General features: G+C 64.0%; 13 protein-coding genes. 1 reads left to right on the top strand and 12 read right to left on the bottom strand.

Going from position 1 to position 15682, the window contains the following annotated elements:
- Window positions 1-63: 63 nt before the first annotated feature.
- From PIN31009_RS19085 to PIN31009_RS19060, 6 genes are all read right to left on the bottom strand, one after another.
- Window positions 64-1146 (bottom strand): ABC transporter substrate-binding protein, encoded by a 1083-nt coding sequence (locus tag PIN31009_RS19085; protein ID WP_150791283.1) that lies wholly within the window; start codon window positions 1144-1146, stop codon window positions 64-66.
- A 143-nt stretch (window positions 1147-1289) separates the two neighbouring features.
- Window positions 1290-2090 carry an enoyl-CoA hydratase/isomerase family protein gene (locus PIN31009_RS19080; RefSeq protein ID WP_058378885.1) on the bottom strand — a complete coding sequence of 267 codons (801 nt, stop codon included), beginning with the start codon at window positions 2088-2090 and terminating at the stop codon, window positions 1290-1292.
- 280 nt (window positions 2091-2370) lie between these two features.
- On the bottom strand, window positions 2371-2796 hold the full coding sequence (locus PIN31009_RS19075) for a F0F1 ATP synthase subunit epsilon (protein ID WP_174996178.1): 426 nt from the start codon (window positions 2794-2796) through the stop codon (window positions 2371-2373).
- 104 nt (window positions 2797-2900) lie between these two features.
- Window positions 2901-3953 carry an Ldh family oxidoreductase gene (locus PIN31009_RS19070; protein ID WP_150685581.1) on the bottom strand — a complete coding sequence of 351 codons (1053 nt, stop codon included), beginning with the start codon at window positions 3951-3953 and terminating at the stop codon, window positions 2901-2903.
- Between the two features lie 34 nt (window positions 3954-3987).
- Window positions 3988-5481, bottom strand: coding sequence for a DASS family sodium-coupled anion symporter (locus PIN31009_RS19065; RefSeq protein WP_150685582.1), 1494 nt, complete (start codon window positions 5479-5481; stop codon window positions 3988-3990).
- A 318-nt stretch (window positions 5482-5799) separates the two neighbouring features.
- Entirely contained in the window at window positions 5800-6318 is a 519-nt protein-coding gene (locus tag PIN31009_RS19060) for a hypothetical protein (RefSeq protein WP_150791282.1), read from the bottom strand.
- Between the two features lie 574 nt (window positions 6319-6892).
- Between PIN31009_RS19060 and gor the strand changes: the two genes are divergently transcribed.
- The gene (gene gor, locus PIN31009_RS19055) at window positions 6893-8257 is read left to right on the top strand and encodes a glutathione-disulfide reductase (protein WP_150791281.1); all 1365 of its coding nucleotides are present in this window, start codon (window positions 6893-6895) and stop codon (window positions 8255-8257) included.
- A gap of 19 nt (window positions 8258-8276) precedes the next feature.
- Here gor and PIN31009_RS19050 read toward each other — a convergent pair whose 3' ends face one another.
- The 6 genes from PIN31009_RS19050 to fdhF all read right to left on the bottom strand — a co-directional run bounded on the left by PIN31009_RS19050 (window position 8277) and on the right by fdhF (window position 15682).
- Window positions 8277-9746: a sodium-dependent transporter gene (locus PIN31009_RS19050; protein ID WP_246185744.1), complete on the bottom strand. Its 1470-nt coding sequence runs from the start codon at window positions 9744-9746 to the stop codon at window positions 8277-8279.
- Window positions 9747-10039: 293 nt separating this feature from the next.
- A complete protein-coding gene (locus PIN31009_RS19045; protein WP_150791280.1) occupies window positions 10040-10801 on the bottom strand; it encodes a phytanoyl-CoA dioxygenase family protein in 762 nt (253 codons plus the stop codon).
- Window positions 10802-10918: 117 nt separating this feature from the next.
- Window positions 10919-11287: a hypothetical protein gene (locus tag PIN31009_RS19040; protein ID WP_150791279.1), complete on the bottom strand. Its 369-nt coding sequence runs from the start codon at window positions 11285-11287 to the stop codon at window positions 10919-10921.
- Between the two features lie 173 nt (window positions 11288-11460).
- Window positions 11461-11709 (bottom strand): hypothetical protein, encoded by a 249-nt coding sequence (locus PIN31009_RS19035; RefSeq protein WP_217426812.1) that lies wholly within the window; start codon window positions 11707-11709, stop codon window positions 11461-11463.
- Window positions 11710-11812: 103 nt separating this feature from the next.
- Window positions 11813-12715, bottom strand: coding sequence for a formate dehydrogenase accessory sulfurtransferase FdhD (gene fdhD, locus PIN31009_RS19030; RefSeq protein ID WP_150685588.1), 903 nt, complete (start codon window positions 12713-12715; stop codon window positions 11813-11815).
- Between the two features lie 51 nt (window positions 12716-12766).
- On the bottom strand, window positions 12767-15682 hold the full coding sequence (gene fdhF / locus PIN31009_RS19025) for a formate dehydrogenase subunit alpha (RefSeq protein WP_150791278.1): 2916 nt from the start codon (window positions 15680-15682) through the stop codon (window positions 12767-12769).

Below are 15682 nucleotides of genomic sequence, written 5' to 3'. Positions count from 1 at the left end.
CGACGGCGAATGGCCTTCGCCACCCCCCCTCCGGCAAACGGCTGACGACTGACGACTAACGGCTTACGACAGCAACCACGCGTTGAAGCGTTCGGTCGCGCGGGTGCGGTTCTCCGCCCACCACTGCGGGCTCGGCAGACGCATGCCCTTGAGGTTGTCCGGTGCGGTCGGCAACAGCGGTGCGCGGTCTTTCGGAATGGAGTCGAAGGCCTTGAGGTTGGTCGGCCCGTAAGCGAGGTCCTGCGTGATGAGCGCCTGACGCTGCGCGTCGCCACAGAAGCGCACGAACTGACGCGCAAACTCGGCGCGCGGCGTGCCCTTCGGAATGCCCCAGCCTTCGATGGAATACAGCCCCTGATTCCAGACGATCTTCACCGGCGCCTTGTTGTCGATCGCCGCCTGTGCACGGCCATTCCACGTCGACATCATGTCCACGTCGCCGCTCTGAATCGCCTGCATGGCCTGCGCGCCCGAGGTCCACCACAGATTGATGTGCGGCTTGATGCGGTCGAGCGACTTGAACGCCCGGTCGAGGTCCAGCGGATACAGCTTGTCGATGGGCACGCCGTCGGCCATGAGTGCCTGTTCGATGGTGTCGAGCGGGCTGCGGCGCAGCGAGCGGCGGCCGGGAAAACGCTTCACGTCCCAGAAGTCGGCCCACGTTTGCGGGGTTTCCTTGGTGAACTTGTCGGTGCGATAGGCCAGCACGGTCGAGTACACATCCACCCCCAGCCAGTCGGGCGTGACCGCCTCGGGCATGATGCCGGGGAAGTCGGCCACCTTCATGCCGATGGGTTCGAGAAAACCCTTCGATTCCAGATACGGAATGTCGGCAGAGAGCGTCAGCGTGGTCACGTCCCACACGAAGTTCTTCGTCTGCACCATGGCCGCGAACTGCGCCACCGGCTGCGAATCGCGCGCCACGCTCACCACCTTGATGCCGGTTGCCTTCTCGAACGGGTCGTAGAACGCGCGGCGGTACGCCGTGGTGTACGGACCACCCGGGTCGGAGACGATCAACTGGCGCGTTTGCGCCTGCGCACCGCGCGAAACGGCAAGCGGCAAGGCGCTGGCAAGGGCAACGGTCCCGGCGGCTTGCAACAGGCGGCGGCGCGAGGGGTTTTGCGGGTCGTGCGAGAAAGACATGAGTAACTCCGCTAACGTGGGGCAGGCGCTGCGCGCATGCCGTATGTGTGTGGCGTGTGCTGCCCCGCTTCGCGCGCGACGGTACGTGTTGCGCGGCGGGGCTTGTGATGACGACCGTCCGGTCAGGCCGGACGTTGTGCGCGTCAGACCTTGGCGGCTTGTGCCTTGGCGGCGCGCTTTTCGAAGAACGCGGCCATCATGCGTGCCGGCTCACCCGATTCGTACGACTCGCGCTGAATGCGCATGCCGGCCTCGATGGCATCCTGAAACGTGCCTTCGGTCATTTCGCGGAAACGCTGCTTGTCCAGACGCATCGCCACCGGCGGCTTCTCAGCCAGTTCGGTCGCGATTTCCAGCGCCTTCTCGAACACCTTGTCTTCCGGCACGAGGTGATGAATGAGCCCAAGTCGATGGCTCTCGTCGGCGTCCATCAGGCGGCCGGTGAGCGTGAGTTCGATGGTGCGCGACAGGCCGAGCATGTGATTCATGATCCAGGGGCCGGTCGTGCTGGCGATGCCTGCGTTGATTTCCGGCTGGCCCATGCGCACGCCCGGGTGACCCACGCGGATGTCGCCGAGCAGCGAGACCTGAAACGCCGAGCCGGCCGCCGTGCCGTTCAACGCCATGACCAGCGGCTTTTTCAGGCTGCGGATCACGTCGTAGTAATGCTCCCAGCCCTTGATCCACTCGATGGCCGTGTCGCCGTCGAAGTGCTTGGCTTCGCCCAGATCCTGACCCGCGGAGAAGGCGCGCCCTGCCCCCGTCATGATCACGGCCGCCACGTTGTCGTCGGCATTGAAACGCTCGAGCGCCGCGATGATCAGCTCGCGCATGGCGATGGTCCAGGCGTTGAGCGCCTGCGGACGATTCAACGTAATCACGGCGACCTTGCCGACCTGCGTGAAAAGAACTTCCTGCTCCGGCTGCTTTGCTGTCTCGCTCATTTGAACTCCAAGGGCACGAACGTGTGCATTGAGATGGCGGTCATGCGAACATCGCATTTCTCGCTAAACAGTTATCTCACTGCAATAACTGTTATCTGAGAGCAATATAGTTATTTCAAAAAGATGGCGCAACCGGAATCGCCTCGGGGTTTACCTCAGGCGGTTGCACCCAAAAGAAAACCGCCACGGGCAAATGCCGGTGGCGGTTTGTCGGGGGGACGGCTATCGCAGCGTGTGCGGTAGCGTCGATACGGCAAGCCGGTCGGCCTGCCGCAGGGGGTTACTTCGACTGTTTCTGTTTGCGCATGCGTTTGATCGCATCGAGTTGCGCGACGGCTTCGGCCAGCTCGGCCCGCGCCTTCGCGTAATCGATGTCACCGCTTTGGGTTTCGATCAGGGCACTGGCTTCTTCGCGGGCACGCTCGGCGCGCGCTTCGTCCAGACTCTCGGCACGCATGGCCGTGTCGGCCAGAATTGTGACGCGATCGGGTTGAATCTCGACAAAACCACCTGCGATGTAGAGGTAGGTATCCGTCCCATCCTCGCTCTCGATGCGCACGGTGCCGGGGCGCACCGGCGTGAGCAACGGCGTATGCCCCGGCAGCACCCCCAGCTCGCCCATCTTGCCGGGCACCGCCACAAATCGTGCTTCGCCCGAATAGATTTCGCGCTCGGTACTGACGACATCTACCTTGAGTAATGCCATGCGTTTCACTTCTCCCTGCGATGCCGGGCACATCGCCTTTTCGTTTGTTACGTACTCGACACCGGTCTCGCCAGATCATGCGCCGCCCGGTCGCGCATCGGTGCTTACAACGTGCGCGGCGGCACCACGTTCAGCTCGGCGGCCATCTTCATCAACGACTCCCAGATCGGCGCCGTCAGGTCGATGTGATCGTGGTGCTTCTTGCGATTCTCCGCTTCGTACTCGCCCGGATATTGCACCCGGTCGAAACCGGGCTGCGGCGGGCACGACGTCAGATAGTCGATGAACGCCTCGACTTCGTGCGAACGCCACGTCGCCGCGAAGTCGACCTGCGGATTGAGCACGATGGCAAACATGTTGTTCGTGGCCACGCCCGCACGCGGGTGTTCCGGCTGAATCGTACCGCCGCCCGAGAGCACGCCCGCGAGCAATTCCGTCACGATACCGAGTGCGTAACCCTTGTGTCCACCGAACGGCAGCAACGCGCCAAACGGCTCGGTGAACAGCGCATTCGGATCGGTGCTCGGGTTGCCGTTGCCGTCGATCAGCGAGCCCGGCGGCGCCTGCTTGCCCTCGGCCGCCAGCACGCGCGCCTTGTTGATGGCGATGGCGCTGGTGGCCATATCCACCACGAGCGGCGGCCGGTTGTTAGGCAGCGGCCCTGCGAAGCACAGCGGGTTGGTGGTCAGGCGCGGCTCACTGCCGCCGAACGGCGCCACCATCGGCTGACGGTTCGTCACGTTGGTGAACGCCATGAACACCAGACCCTGCAACGCCACCATCTCGCCGTACTGCCCCATGCGGCCCAGATGGTGACTGTTGCGCAGCGTCAGAATGCACACGCCCTTGTCGAACGCCCGGGCAATCGCATGTTCGACCACGAACTTGCCCACGTGCTGACCGAAGCCGCGATTGCCTTCATACAGCAGCAGATTGCCGTGATCGGTCATGACGCTCGGACGGCCGGTCGGATTGACCTGACCGTCTTCGAGCACCTTGCGATAGGTCGGCAGAATCGAGAGCCCGTGGCTCGCGTAACCCACACGGTCGGACTCGACCAGATGTTGCGCAACGTCGTACGCGATATCGTCCGGCACACCCTGCGCGAGAAGCAGTTGCTTGCCGAAGTCGATGGCGTCTTTGACTGGAATTCGCATGTTGACTCCTTATGACCTCTTGCAATGATTCGCTTTACAACCAGCCCAGCCAGCGCCAGTAAGTCGCGGCAAACAGCATGAGCAGCGCATAACCGACGATGGTGACGATGATCCCCACCTTGGCGAACTGCTTCGCGGTGAAGGTATCGGTGCCCAGACACACCATGTTCTGCGGCGCGTTGATCGGCAGGATGAAACCGAAGCTCACGGTAAAGCCAAGCAGCATCGTCAGACCCAGCCGGTTGAAGTCGCCCGGCAGCGTTTGCAGCACGGCAATCAGAATCGGCAACATGGCCGAGGTCAGCGCGGTTGCACTCGCGAAGCCAAGGTGAATCAGGATCAGGAAAGCGGCGAGCACTGCGAAAACACCCAGCGTCGAGAGCGAGTCGAGACCCGTTGCCGCCACCACGTGGTTACCGAGCCATTGACCGGCTTGCGTGGTGAGGAGCGCCGTACCGAGACTGATACCGACACCGAACACGATGACCGTGCCCCAAGGAATACGCGACTGCACTTCCTTCCACGTCATCACACCGAAGCGCGGCAGCATCAACACGACCAGCCCCACATAGGTCACCGAGGTGGTGTCGAAGCGGTGCAACTTACCTTCCGTTGCCCAGAACAGCAGCAGACCGATCGATACCGCCAGCAAGCGCTTTTGCGGGCTCGTCATCGGGCCCATGTCACGCAGTTGCGCTTCTACGGCTTCCTTGCCACCGGCGATGGCGTCGGCTTCGGGCGGCATCAGCTTGAGCACGAGCACGACGAGCACCACCGACATGATGACGGCCCACGGTGCGCCCGCGACCAGCCATTCGGCCCACGTAATACGGTCGCCCAGCATCTTGTCCATGAAGCCGACGGTGAGCAGGTTCTGCGCGGCGGCCGTCTGAATGCCGACGTTCCAGATACTGGTGGCCTGCGCCACGATGATCATGATGCCGGCGGCGATGTTCGAGCGCTTGTCCACGCCGAACGCGGCGATCACACCCATCATGATCGGCACCACACAGGCGCTGCGCGCGGTGGCGCTCGGCACGACGAGCGAGAGCAGGATGGTCACGGCAATGGCACCGATCATCACGCGGCGCGTGCTCGTGCCGATTTTGGAAAGCGTGACGAGGGCGATGCGGCGATCGAGCCCGGTGAGCGTCATGGCAGCGGCGATGAACAACGCACCTGCCACGAGCGCGAGCGCCGAGTTGGAGAAGCCCGCCAGCGCCATGCTGATGGCACGCGACGTGCCGTATTCGACGCTCGGATCTTGAATCGTGGGCGCGGTGCCCACGAGGAAAGCCATCAACGACGTGATGATGATGGCGCTGGCTTCGTAAGAGACAGCTTCGGTAATCCACACCACCACGGCGAACGCGAGAATCGCGAGCATGCGGTGGCCGGCGACCGGCAGGTCATCGGGCATGGGGATCAGGAGCACGGCAATCAGGACGACGATACCGGCGATCAGTCCTATGGGAACCGCTTTCTTCTGCTGGGGAGGGCTTTGCACAGAAACTTCAGGCGTGCTCATAAGGGGGCTCCAGAACGGAATGGCATGCCGGCAGTCGGCATGTCTTGAGAACTGCCACGCGTGAACTGCGGGTTAATCCTAACCGCATTGATCTTGGCGAGGCAAGTGAGAGACAAAGGGAAAAGCAAAGGCCGGTGCGCTCGAAACACACGAGTGGCGCGGGCCTTGCGAAGCAGGCCCTTGGCTGACATCGGGGGGCCGAGCGTACCGCAGGCATCGGACACCGGATAGCCCGGTCAATGCCTCGGTGAATTCGGCAAGCGCGAGCGTTGGTGCGGGCAAGCGCACCGTCTCGACCTGCCGGATCTGTCGGGAGAATTAGAAATGCAGTCCGAAGTACTCGGGGGATGCGACGAACATTTGCTGCGGGTTCTGCGCCGGCCCCGACAACGCGCGATGCCAGACGGTCTGATACAAGCCCGTCAGCCCGGCACGTGGTCCCGTGATGACCGAGTCGACATGTTGCGTCACGCCGGCATTGGCAAGTGTGCCGCCCAGCGTCTTCCCACCGACGATGATCGGCTCGGCAGCCCACGCGCCCGCAGCACCGAACACGTCGTTCCACGGCGGCGGTACGGCATCGACCAGTGCGGGAGGCGGTGCGCCCGGCGGCATATGCGTCGGTGCACGAGCCGAACTGCGGGCCACACGCTTCGATCGTGTGGCCCGCGTCGGCCGGGTACCGGCGGTCGCGCTGGCCGTGTTGCCCGTTGATACGACCGAATGATTCGCCGTACGGGCGGGGGTGGCGGCATGTGCCGATGCCGACATCCCCACGAACAACATCAACGCCAGCGCCGCAGCGGCGCCCAAGGGGCGAGAGAGCGACTTCGTCATGACTTCCTCTTGTGCCGGCGGTCAGGTCCGCCTGTCTTGCAAGACATGACGCAACTTCCGGGCCATCGAGGACAACGTATTGATTCTTATGCACTTCTATTTTCACCAGTCGCGTGATGCCGGCGCGTTTCCTCAGAAGTGTTTCATTTCAGAAACGTCCGGCAGCCGCGATTGCTTCATCGTTGAAACATTGAGCACCGCCTCGTGGGCGGGCGCCCTGCTTCAACCGTGAAGCATTCATCGACTTTCGACGCTTTCGATTGTCGTCTTGCGTTTCGTCTGGCGCATTGATGTAAATCAACAAAAGTGCACGACCGTGCGAAAACCCGAATTGACGGATAGCGCGCGGTATGACGGGTTTTCCGGTGGTGCCTGATCGCGGCATCGGACGACTCCGAAAGTGCGGCCCGGCTGCCGACGTGGGTATCGGGTCTCTGGCACAATCGCTCAACGCCAGACGTGACGGACACCGACGCAGCCGCCATCGGCCGTGTTTGCGGCCATGTTTGCGGATGCGCCCGCAGGTGTGCCCGCAGTTGTGTCCATGCCGTCATATGACAACAAGGAGTCAGCAATGCCCCAGTTCGATGTGGATTTGTTTGTGATCGGTGCCGGTTCCGGCGGTGTGCGTGCGGCGCGCGTCGCGGCGCAATACGGTGCGCGCGTGAAGGTGGCCGAAGAGTTTCGCGTTGGCGGTACGTGCGTGATTCGCGGCTGCGTGCCGAAGAAACTGCTCGTCTACGCCAGCCGCTTTACGGACGAATTCGAAGATGCCGCCGGCTTTGGCTGGAACGTCGGTACGCCCACCTTCGACTGGAACACGCTCATTGCCCGCAAAGACAGCGAGATCGCGCGGCTCGAGAACATCTACCGCACCAATCTGGAACGTGCGGGGGCCGAACTGATCGAGGTGCGTGCCGTGGTCGAAGGCCCGAACACCGTGGTGCTGCCTGCGACCGGCGAGCGCATCACGGCAAAACACATCCTGATCGCCACCGGCGGGCGGCCTGCCGAACAACCGCACTTTGTCGGACGCGAGCATGCCATTTCGTCCAACGAGGTGTTTCATCTGGACAAGTTGCCCGAGCGCATTACGGTGATCGGCGGCGGGTATATCGCGGTGGAGTTTGCCGGGGTATTCGCCGGACTTGGCGCGAAGGTCACGCTCGTCCATCGCGGCCCTCACCTGTTGCGCGGTTTCGATGAAGACGTGCGGACGTCGCTCGAAGCGGCCTACCGCGAGCGCGGCATCGATGTCGTGCTGGACCGCACAGTAGAACGCGTAGACAAGACGCAAGACGGCTTGCGCATTTCGCTTTCCGACGGCAGCACGCACGAGGCCGACGTGCTGCTCAGCGCGGCCGGGCGTGTGCCGTACACGCAGGGACTGGGGTTGGCGGCGAGTGGTGTGGCGCTCAACGACAAGGGCGCGGTAATCGTCGACGAGTTTTCACGCACGAACGTGCCGTCGATCTTCGCGGTCGGGGATGTGACCGATCGCGTCAATCTCACGCCGATGGCTATTCGTGAAGGTCAGGCATTTGCCGATACGGTGTTTGGCGAGCGCACGACGCGCGTCGATCACAAGCTCATTCCGACGGCCGTGTTCAGCACCCCGGAAATCGGGGTGGTCGGGCTCATCGAGAGCGAGGCCCGGGCGCAGTATCCGCAACTCAAGGTGTACAAGGCCGTCTTCCGCCCGCTGAAAGCCACGCTCTCGGGGCGGCAGGAAAAGATTCTGATGAAGTTGCTGGTCGATGGCTCGACCGACCGAATCGTCGGCGCGCACATGGTCGGCGACCATGCCGGCGAGCAAGTCCAGTTGCTCGGCGTTGCGCTGTCGATGGGGGCGACGAAGGCCGACTTCGACCGCACCCTCGCCGTGCATCCGACGGCCGCCGAAGAGTGGGTGACCATGCGCACGCCGGTGGCTGGCTGAGTGCTGCGCCTCGCGCCGCCTAGACGCTCTGGTACCAGATACCGAGAATCGCGAGCGGCGTGAGCACCAGCAAAATCAGCCGCCATACCGGCAGAAACCATTGCGCACGCGTGCCGACGAGCACCGTGCGCGCCTGCGGCCAGATGCGTGCGCCAACCAGAACCGCGACGCACAGGCCACCGGCGGGCATCAGCAGATTGATCGTCACGAAATCCATCAGATCGAAAATCGTCCGGCCGAACAGTTGCACGTCGGACCACACGCCGAACGAGAGCGCCGCGGGCGCGCCCAGTGAGAAGGTGGCGACTAACACGGCCACCACTGCCGGGCCGCGCCGCCATTGATACTCGTCGATCAGAAACGCCGTGACCGGCTCGAACAGCGACACGGCCGAGGTCAACGCGGCAAATAGCAGCAACAGGAAGAAGGCAATCGCCACCAGATGGCCGAACGGCATCTGCGCGAAGATCGCAGGCATCGTGATGAACGTCAGCCCCGGGCCCGCGTTGGGCGCGACGCCGAAGGCAAACACTGCCGGCAAAATCATCAGCCCCGCCAGCATGCACGCGAGCGTCGCCAGCGTCGCCACCCACACTGCCGAACCGGCCAGCTTCGCATCCTTGGGCAGATACGAGCCGTAGACCACGATCATGCCCGCCCCCAGCGACAGCGAGAAAAACGCGAGTCCCAAGGCTTCAAGGAGTGTCTTGCCGCTGATCATCGAGAAGTCGGGTTTGAGGAACCACGCTACGCCTTCCATCGCACCGGGTAGCGTCAGCGCCCGGGCAATCACCGCGAGCATCAACAGGAACAGCGCCGGCATCAGCCACTTGCCCGCACGCTCGATGCCCTTCTGCACACCGGCCGCCACGATCAATGCGGCCAGCCCGAGAAACACGGCCATGTTCGCGAGCGACGCCCATGGGTCGGCAATGAACGCCACGAATTCGGCCTCCAGCTTCAGCGTATCGGGCGCGAGCACCGTGCCGTTGAGTGCACGCAGCAGATAGGCCACCGTCCAGCCGCCGACCACCACGTAGAACGACAGAATGGCAAACGCATTGAACGTGGCGATGCGCCCTACCCACGACCAGCCACGACCGCCCAACTCACGCATCGCCGTGGTGGCGGACTTGCCGGTCAGCCGTCCGATGGTCATCTCAGCGAGCAGCAAGGCGACACCCAGCGTCAACACGCACCCCAGATACACCACCAGAAACGCCCCGCCCCCGTGCTGCCCCACCACGTACGGAAACTTCCACACCGCACCCAGCCCTACCGCAGAGCCGGCGGCCGCCAGCACAAATCCCATGCGCGAGCCCCACGTGCCGCGCACGGACGGGTTCGCACGATCGGCGTTGGTGGAGGCGGTGAAACTGGTGGAAGCGGTGGAAGTAGTGGAAGCGGACGACGCAGAAGCAGCACTGGAAACCACGGAGGCGGTCGCCGTGGATGGCGCCGCCGAGGGCGAGATGGGCAGATGGGACACGTGTCTCCTCCGGGTCTGGACGTGCACGTGCTGCGACATTCGCGTTGCTCGACAGCACGCCACGACAGTTGTCATGGGATGGCGTCAGGCAGGTTACGGGGGCAATGCCGCGTCACCGGTATGCCCGGCGGTAGGTCAGACGCGCGAGCGCGAGCCGACAGGCGACGCCATTAGGATGGTCGTGGAGTCTACGCGGGAAGAGGCTCTGCCCGGTTTAGGAAACAGCCCAAAACCGTGATCTCGCCCGGGGGTTTGGGCGAGAACGGATCAGGCGGACGATGTCAGCGCCCGAGTCAGTGCCCGAGCGCGACTTCGCCCGCAGAGGCTGAGCGCGACCCCGGCGTCGGCGGATTGCTCTCGCCGCGATACGCAAACACCACCGAGAACTTCGTGGTATCGCCCTCGTTGCGCCCGGCGGCATGGAACAAGCCACTGTGGAACAGCACGACGTCGCCCTGCGCCAGTTCGACCTGACGGCCGCGCGAGACGAGCGGCTGATTGTCGGGTTCGTCGGGACGCAGGAAGTCGAGCGCGTCGAGCTGATGCGGGCCGAGTTGCTCGCGATGCGAGCCCGGAATAAAGCGCAGTGCGCCGTTCGCCAGCGTCTCCGGACCGAGCGCCAGCCACACCGAGATCAGCGAATTCTGCGGGAACGACCAGTAGCGGATGTCGCGATGCCAACCCGTCGCCGTGCCGAAGTGCGGATGCTTCGTCATCACGCAGTTGTGATGCGCGAGCGTGAGCACCACGTCTTCGCCGAATATCTGCGCCAGCGATTCGATCAGGTCGGGCCGGGTCGCCCAGCCACGCAACGCGTCGCCGCGATCGTAGGCCTTGAGCAGACGCCGCACGGTTTGCCCGCCTTCCGCCTCACGCGACGTCGGTGCACCGGCGTAACCGACATCTGCCTCGAATTCCAACGGCAGCGTCGCGGCGGCCAACTGCGCTCGCGCGTCGGCCAGCATCGCCTCGCAATCGGCCTGCGGCACATAACGCGGCAGGATCAGATAACCGTCTTCACGGAAAGCGTCGAGTTGCGATGCGGTGAGCGCCATGATGGTCAGCCGGACAGGCAGAAATCGGTGTTTTAGGGGAGAGTTCGGTGGCGTTGCAGGGTAATTCGGAGAGACTGAACGACGCTGACCGTGAAACGGCTACGGCGCGTCGCGGACTCAGGCGGCGCGTTTGCGTCGTCGGGGCGGGAGTTCGGCGGCGGGCTTGCGCTCCATCTTCGGCTCGGGCTGCGGCACGTCGGTGCCCGGCAGCGAGGGCTGCGGGTTACCGGTCGGGCGCGGCGTGTCGACCACGCTGCGCAGACGATCGAGCTCGCGCGTGAGCTTCGCCAATTGATATTCGAGCTGGCAGTTTTTGCGATACAACGTCCGCATTTTCTGGCTGAGCGCCTGCGTCTGTGTCCAGTACTCCGGATACATGACGAAACGCCCATCCGGGCGCTCGACGACGCCCAACCCGCTCTGCCCCATCACGTCGATGGTTTCCAGCGCGTAGCGTCGAACTTTTTTTACCGTACCTGCCGCCATTTATTTCCTACAGTCCCAGCCTGAGAGAGTCAGGCGCGGCATTTTGCCATGAATTCGCCCCGGCCGGGCGGCAAACCCGCACCGCGACGGCGATTTATTTTCGCCCGGCGGGCCCCGCCAGCCGGGGCTCTGCGCACAACATACCGCGATTGGCGTACAACACCGCCGCATTGTTACGGCTTTGGCGTCTTACCGGTGTCGATCGAGACGGGGTCGCTTGCCGGAAAGGTCTCTTCGAGCCCTTCGTCCAGACGCTTTCCCGTCGACGGCTTAGGCTCAGGACGCCGCGGTTGTGACGTATCGATGGACACGGGGTCGCTCGCCGGGAACGTTTCCTCGAGAGCTTCGTCGAGATCGCGCTCGACGTCGTCCTCTTTGTGAGGCTGCTGTGGCTTGGGCTTGCGCGTGGGGGTATCGCTCATCAAGTCCTCCGCTTCGGGGGCCGCACCGGTGCGCGACCGTCACCGTTACTATACCGCGACCTGCGTAGGCCCAGCGGCCATCAACTGTCACAAACTGTGACTGTCAACTGTGACTGTCGAGCGTGGCTCCGCCGGTGTACACCACACACTGCTCGCCGCGCACGAAGCCCACGAGCGTGACGCCTGCCGCCGCTGCGGTGCGCACCGCCAGCGCCGTGGCCGCCGACACCGCCGCCACCATCGGAATGCCGACTTGCGCCGCCTTTTGCACGATCTCGACGCTCGCGCGGCTCGTCATCAGCACGAAACCCGCATCGAACGCCTGCCCTTCGCGCGCCAACGCCCCAATCAGCTTATCGAGCGCGTTGTGGCGGCCCACGTCTTCACGCAGACACAGAATCTCGCCCGTCGACGAACACCACGCGGCGCCATGCACCGCGCCGGTCACGGCATTGAGCGACTGGTGCTTCGCGAGCCCCGCGTGCGCAGCGGCCAGCGCCGCATGCGACACACGCAGCGCAGCGCCGGCGGCAGGTAACGGACGAAGAACCTGATCGAGGCTTTCGGTGCCGCACAACCCGCAGCCGGTGCGGCCGGTGAGGTTGCGGCGCCGTTCCTTGAGACCAGCGAATGCGCGCGACGAAATTTCGACATGCGCCGTGACGCCCAGCGTCGTCGCCGACACATCCACGCCGTAACACTCGCCGCGCTGGCGCAGGATGCCTTCGGACAACGCAAACCCGAGCGCGAAGTCTTCGATATCGGCCGGGGTGGCGAGCATCACGACATGCGAGATGCCATTGAATTCAAGGGCAACGGGGACTTCTTCGGCCAGTTCGTCGCTGGCCTGCTGCCAGTTGCCCTGCCGGAAGCGGCGCACGTCGAAACTGGCGTGCGTGGCCACGCTTGCCGGGTCGATCGCCACCGGGGCGACATCACACACCGGGCCGTCGTCAGCGGCGTCGCCACCGGGCGTCGCTCGCCCGGTGCGCAGAGTTTCAGACATCGTCAAACGTTTGCTCCACTTGTGATTACTGCTAATCCCTGATCATTCGGCCTACTTCGCCGACACGGGTTCGGCAGGCTTTCGCGCCGCCTCGAGCAATTCGAGCTGCTCGCGGTTGAACGCCGAATACTTCGCCTGCCATGCCGATGGCTGCACCACCGGCAGCACTTGAACGGCGGTCACCTTGTACTCGGGGCAGTTGGTCGCCCAGTCCGAGTTATCGGTCGTGATGACGTTGGCGCCCGACTCCGGAAAGTGGAACGTCGTGTACACCACGCCCGGCTGCATACGCTCGCTGATCACCGCCCGCAGCACCGTTTCGCCCGCACGGCTGCGAATACCGACCCAGTCGCTGTCCTTGATGCCGCGCTCCTGCGCGTCGTGGGGATGGATTTCCAACCGGTCTTCATCGTGCCAGTGCACATTGGGCGTGCGCCGCGTCTGCGCTCCGACATTGTATTGCGAGAGTATCCGCCCGGTAGTGAGCAGCAACGGATAGCGCGGCGTCACCTTCTCGTCGGTCGGCACGTAGCGCGTGATGATAAAGCGCCCCTTGCCGCGCACAAACGTATCGATGTGCATGATCGGCGTGCCGTCGGGCGCCTCGTCGTTGCAGGGCCATTGCAGGCTGCCGGCCTCGTCGAGCCGTGCATAGCTCACGCCATGGAAGGTCGGCGTCAGCCGCGCAATCTCGTCCATGATTTCCGACGGATGTGCGTACGGCATCTCGTAACCGAGCCGCTTGGCCAGCGCGATGGTCACTTCCCAGTCGGCCATGCCGGGCAGCGGTGCCATCACGCGCCGCACCCGCGAGATACGACGCTCGGCGTTGGTGAACGTGCCGTCTTTCTCGAGGAACGTCGTGCCCGGCAGCAGCACATGGGCGTACTTGGCGGTCTCGTTCAGGAAAATATCCTGCACGACGATGCACTCCATCGCCTCCATCGCCGCAGACACGTGGTGCGTATTGGGGTCGGACTGCACGATGTCTTCGCCCTGACAGTACAGCCCCTTGAAACTGCCGTGGATCGCCGCATCGAACATATTGGGGATGCGCAACCCCGGCTCTTCCTGCAAGGTCACGCCCCACGCCGCTTCGAATTCCGCGCGCACGGTCGTGTCGGAGACGTGCCGATACCCCGGCAACTCATGCGGAAACGAGCCCATGTCGCACGAGCCCTGCACGTTGTTCTGGCCACGCAGCGGGTTCACGCCCACGCCCTCGCGGCCCACGTTGCCGGTCGCCATCGCCAGATTCGCAATGCCCATTACCGTGGTCGAGCCTTGCGAGTGCTCCGTCACGCCCAGCCCGTAGTAGATGGCAGCGTTACCGCCCGTGGCGTACAGACGGGCCGCGCCACGAATGGCGTCGGCCGGCACGCCGGTCGCCACCGACACCGCTTCGGGCGAATTCTCCGGCAACGCCACGAACTCGCGCCACTGCGCGAACGCGCGGTCTTCGCAGCGCTCGGCGATAAACGCCTCGGCGAGCAGCCCTTCGGTCACGATGACGTGCGCCAGTGCGTTGACCATCGCGACATTGGTACCGGGGCGCAGCGGCAAGTGAAATGCCGCCTTGATGTGCGGTCCGTCGACGATATCGATGCGGCGCGGGTCGATCACGATCAGCTTCGCGCCCTCACGCACGCGACGCTTCAGCCGCGACGCGAACACCGGGTGCCCGTCGGTCGGGTTCGCGCCCATCACGAGGATCACGTCGGCATGCTCGATGGACTTGAACGTCTGCGTACCGGCCGATTCGCCGAGTGTCTGCTTCAGTCCGTAACCGGTCGGCGAGTGGCAAACGCGCGCGCACGTGTCGACGTTGTTGTTGCCGAATGCGGCGCGTACGAGCTTTTGCACCAGATACGTTTCTTCGTTGGTGCAGCGCGACGAGGTGATGCCGCCAATGGCATCGCGACCATACTTCGCCTGAATCCGCCGGAACTCGGACGCCGCGTAATCGAGCGCCTCATCCCACGACACTTCACGCCACGGGTCGGTGATCTTGCTGCGAATCATCGGCTTCGTGATCCGCTCCTTGTGCGTCGCGTACCCCCACGCAAAGCGGCCCTTCACGCAGGCATGGCCTTCGTTGGCACGACCGTCTTTGTAGGGCGTCATGCGCACGATTTCACTGCCCTTCATCTCCGCCTTGAACGCGCAGCCCACGCCGCAATAGGCGCAGGTCGTCACCACCGCGTGTTCCGGCTGGCCCATCTCGATGACGCTTTTCTCCTGCAACGTCGCCGTCGGACACGCGCTCACGCACGCGCCGCACGACACGCATTCCGATTCCATGAACGGCTGGTCCTGCCCGGGCGACACACGGGACTCGAAACCGCGCCCGGAGATCGTCAGCGCGAACGTGCCCTGCGTCTCTTCGCAGGCGCGCACGCAGCGATTGCAGACGATGCATTTCGACGGGTCGTAAGTGAAGTACGGATTGGATTCGTCCTTGGCACTGGCCAGATGGTTATCGCCATCGAAGCCGTAGCGCACTTCGCGCAGGCCGGTGACGCCCGCCATGTCCTGAAGCTCGCAGTCGCCGTTTGCCGCACAAGTGAGGCAATCGAGCGGGTGATCGGAGATGTACAACTCCATCACGTTGCGACGCAGGTCCTGCAACTTCGGCGACTGCGTTCGCACCTTCATGCCCGCCTCGACAGGCGTAGTGCACGACGCCGGATAACCGCGCCGCCCTTCGATTTCGACCAGACAAAGACGGCAGGAACCGAAGGGCTCCAACGAGTCGGTCGCACATAGCTTGGGGATGTTCACGTCGCTCAACGCGGCCGCCCGCATGATCGAGGTGCCGGCCGGCACGCTCACGCGCTGGCCGTCGATCTCCAGCGTCACGTGTTGGCTTGCTTGGCCTGCCTGACTTGCTTGGCCAGCGATGCCGGATGCGGTGCGGTCCGGGGTGCCGAAATCGGGGCCGTGGCCCGGTTCAACCTGACGAGGCAT

It is taken from the genome of Pandoraea iniqua (genome assembly GCF_902459685.1).
GTDB classification, from domain to species: domain Bacteria; phylum Pseudomonadota; class Gammaproteobacteria; order Burkholderiales; family Burkholderiaceae; genus Pandoraea; species Pandoraea iniqua.
The sequence above is the reverse complement of the archived record's forward strand: the minus strand, read 5'-3'. Positions and strand labels throughout refer to the sequence as shown.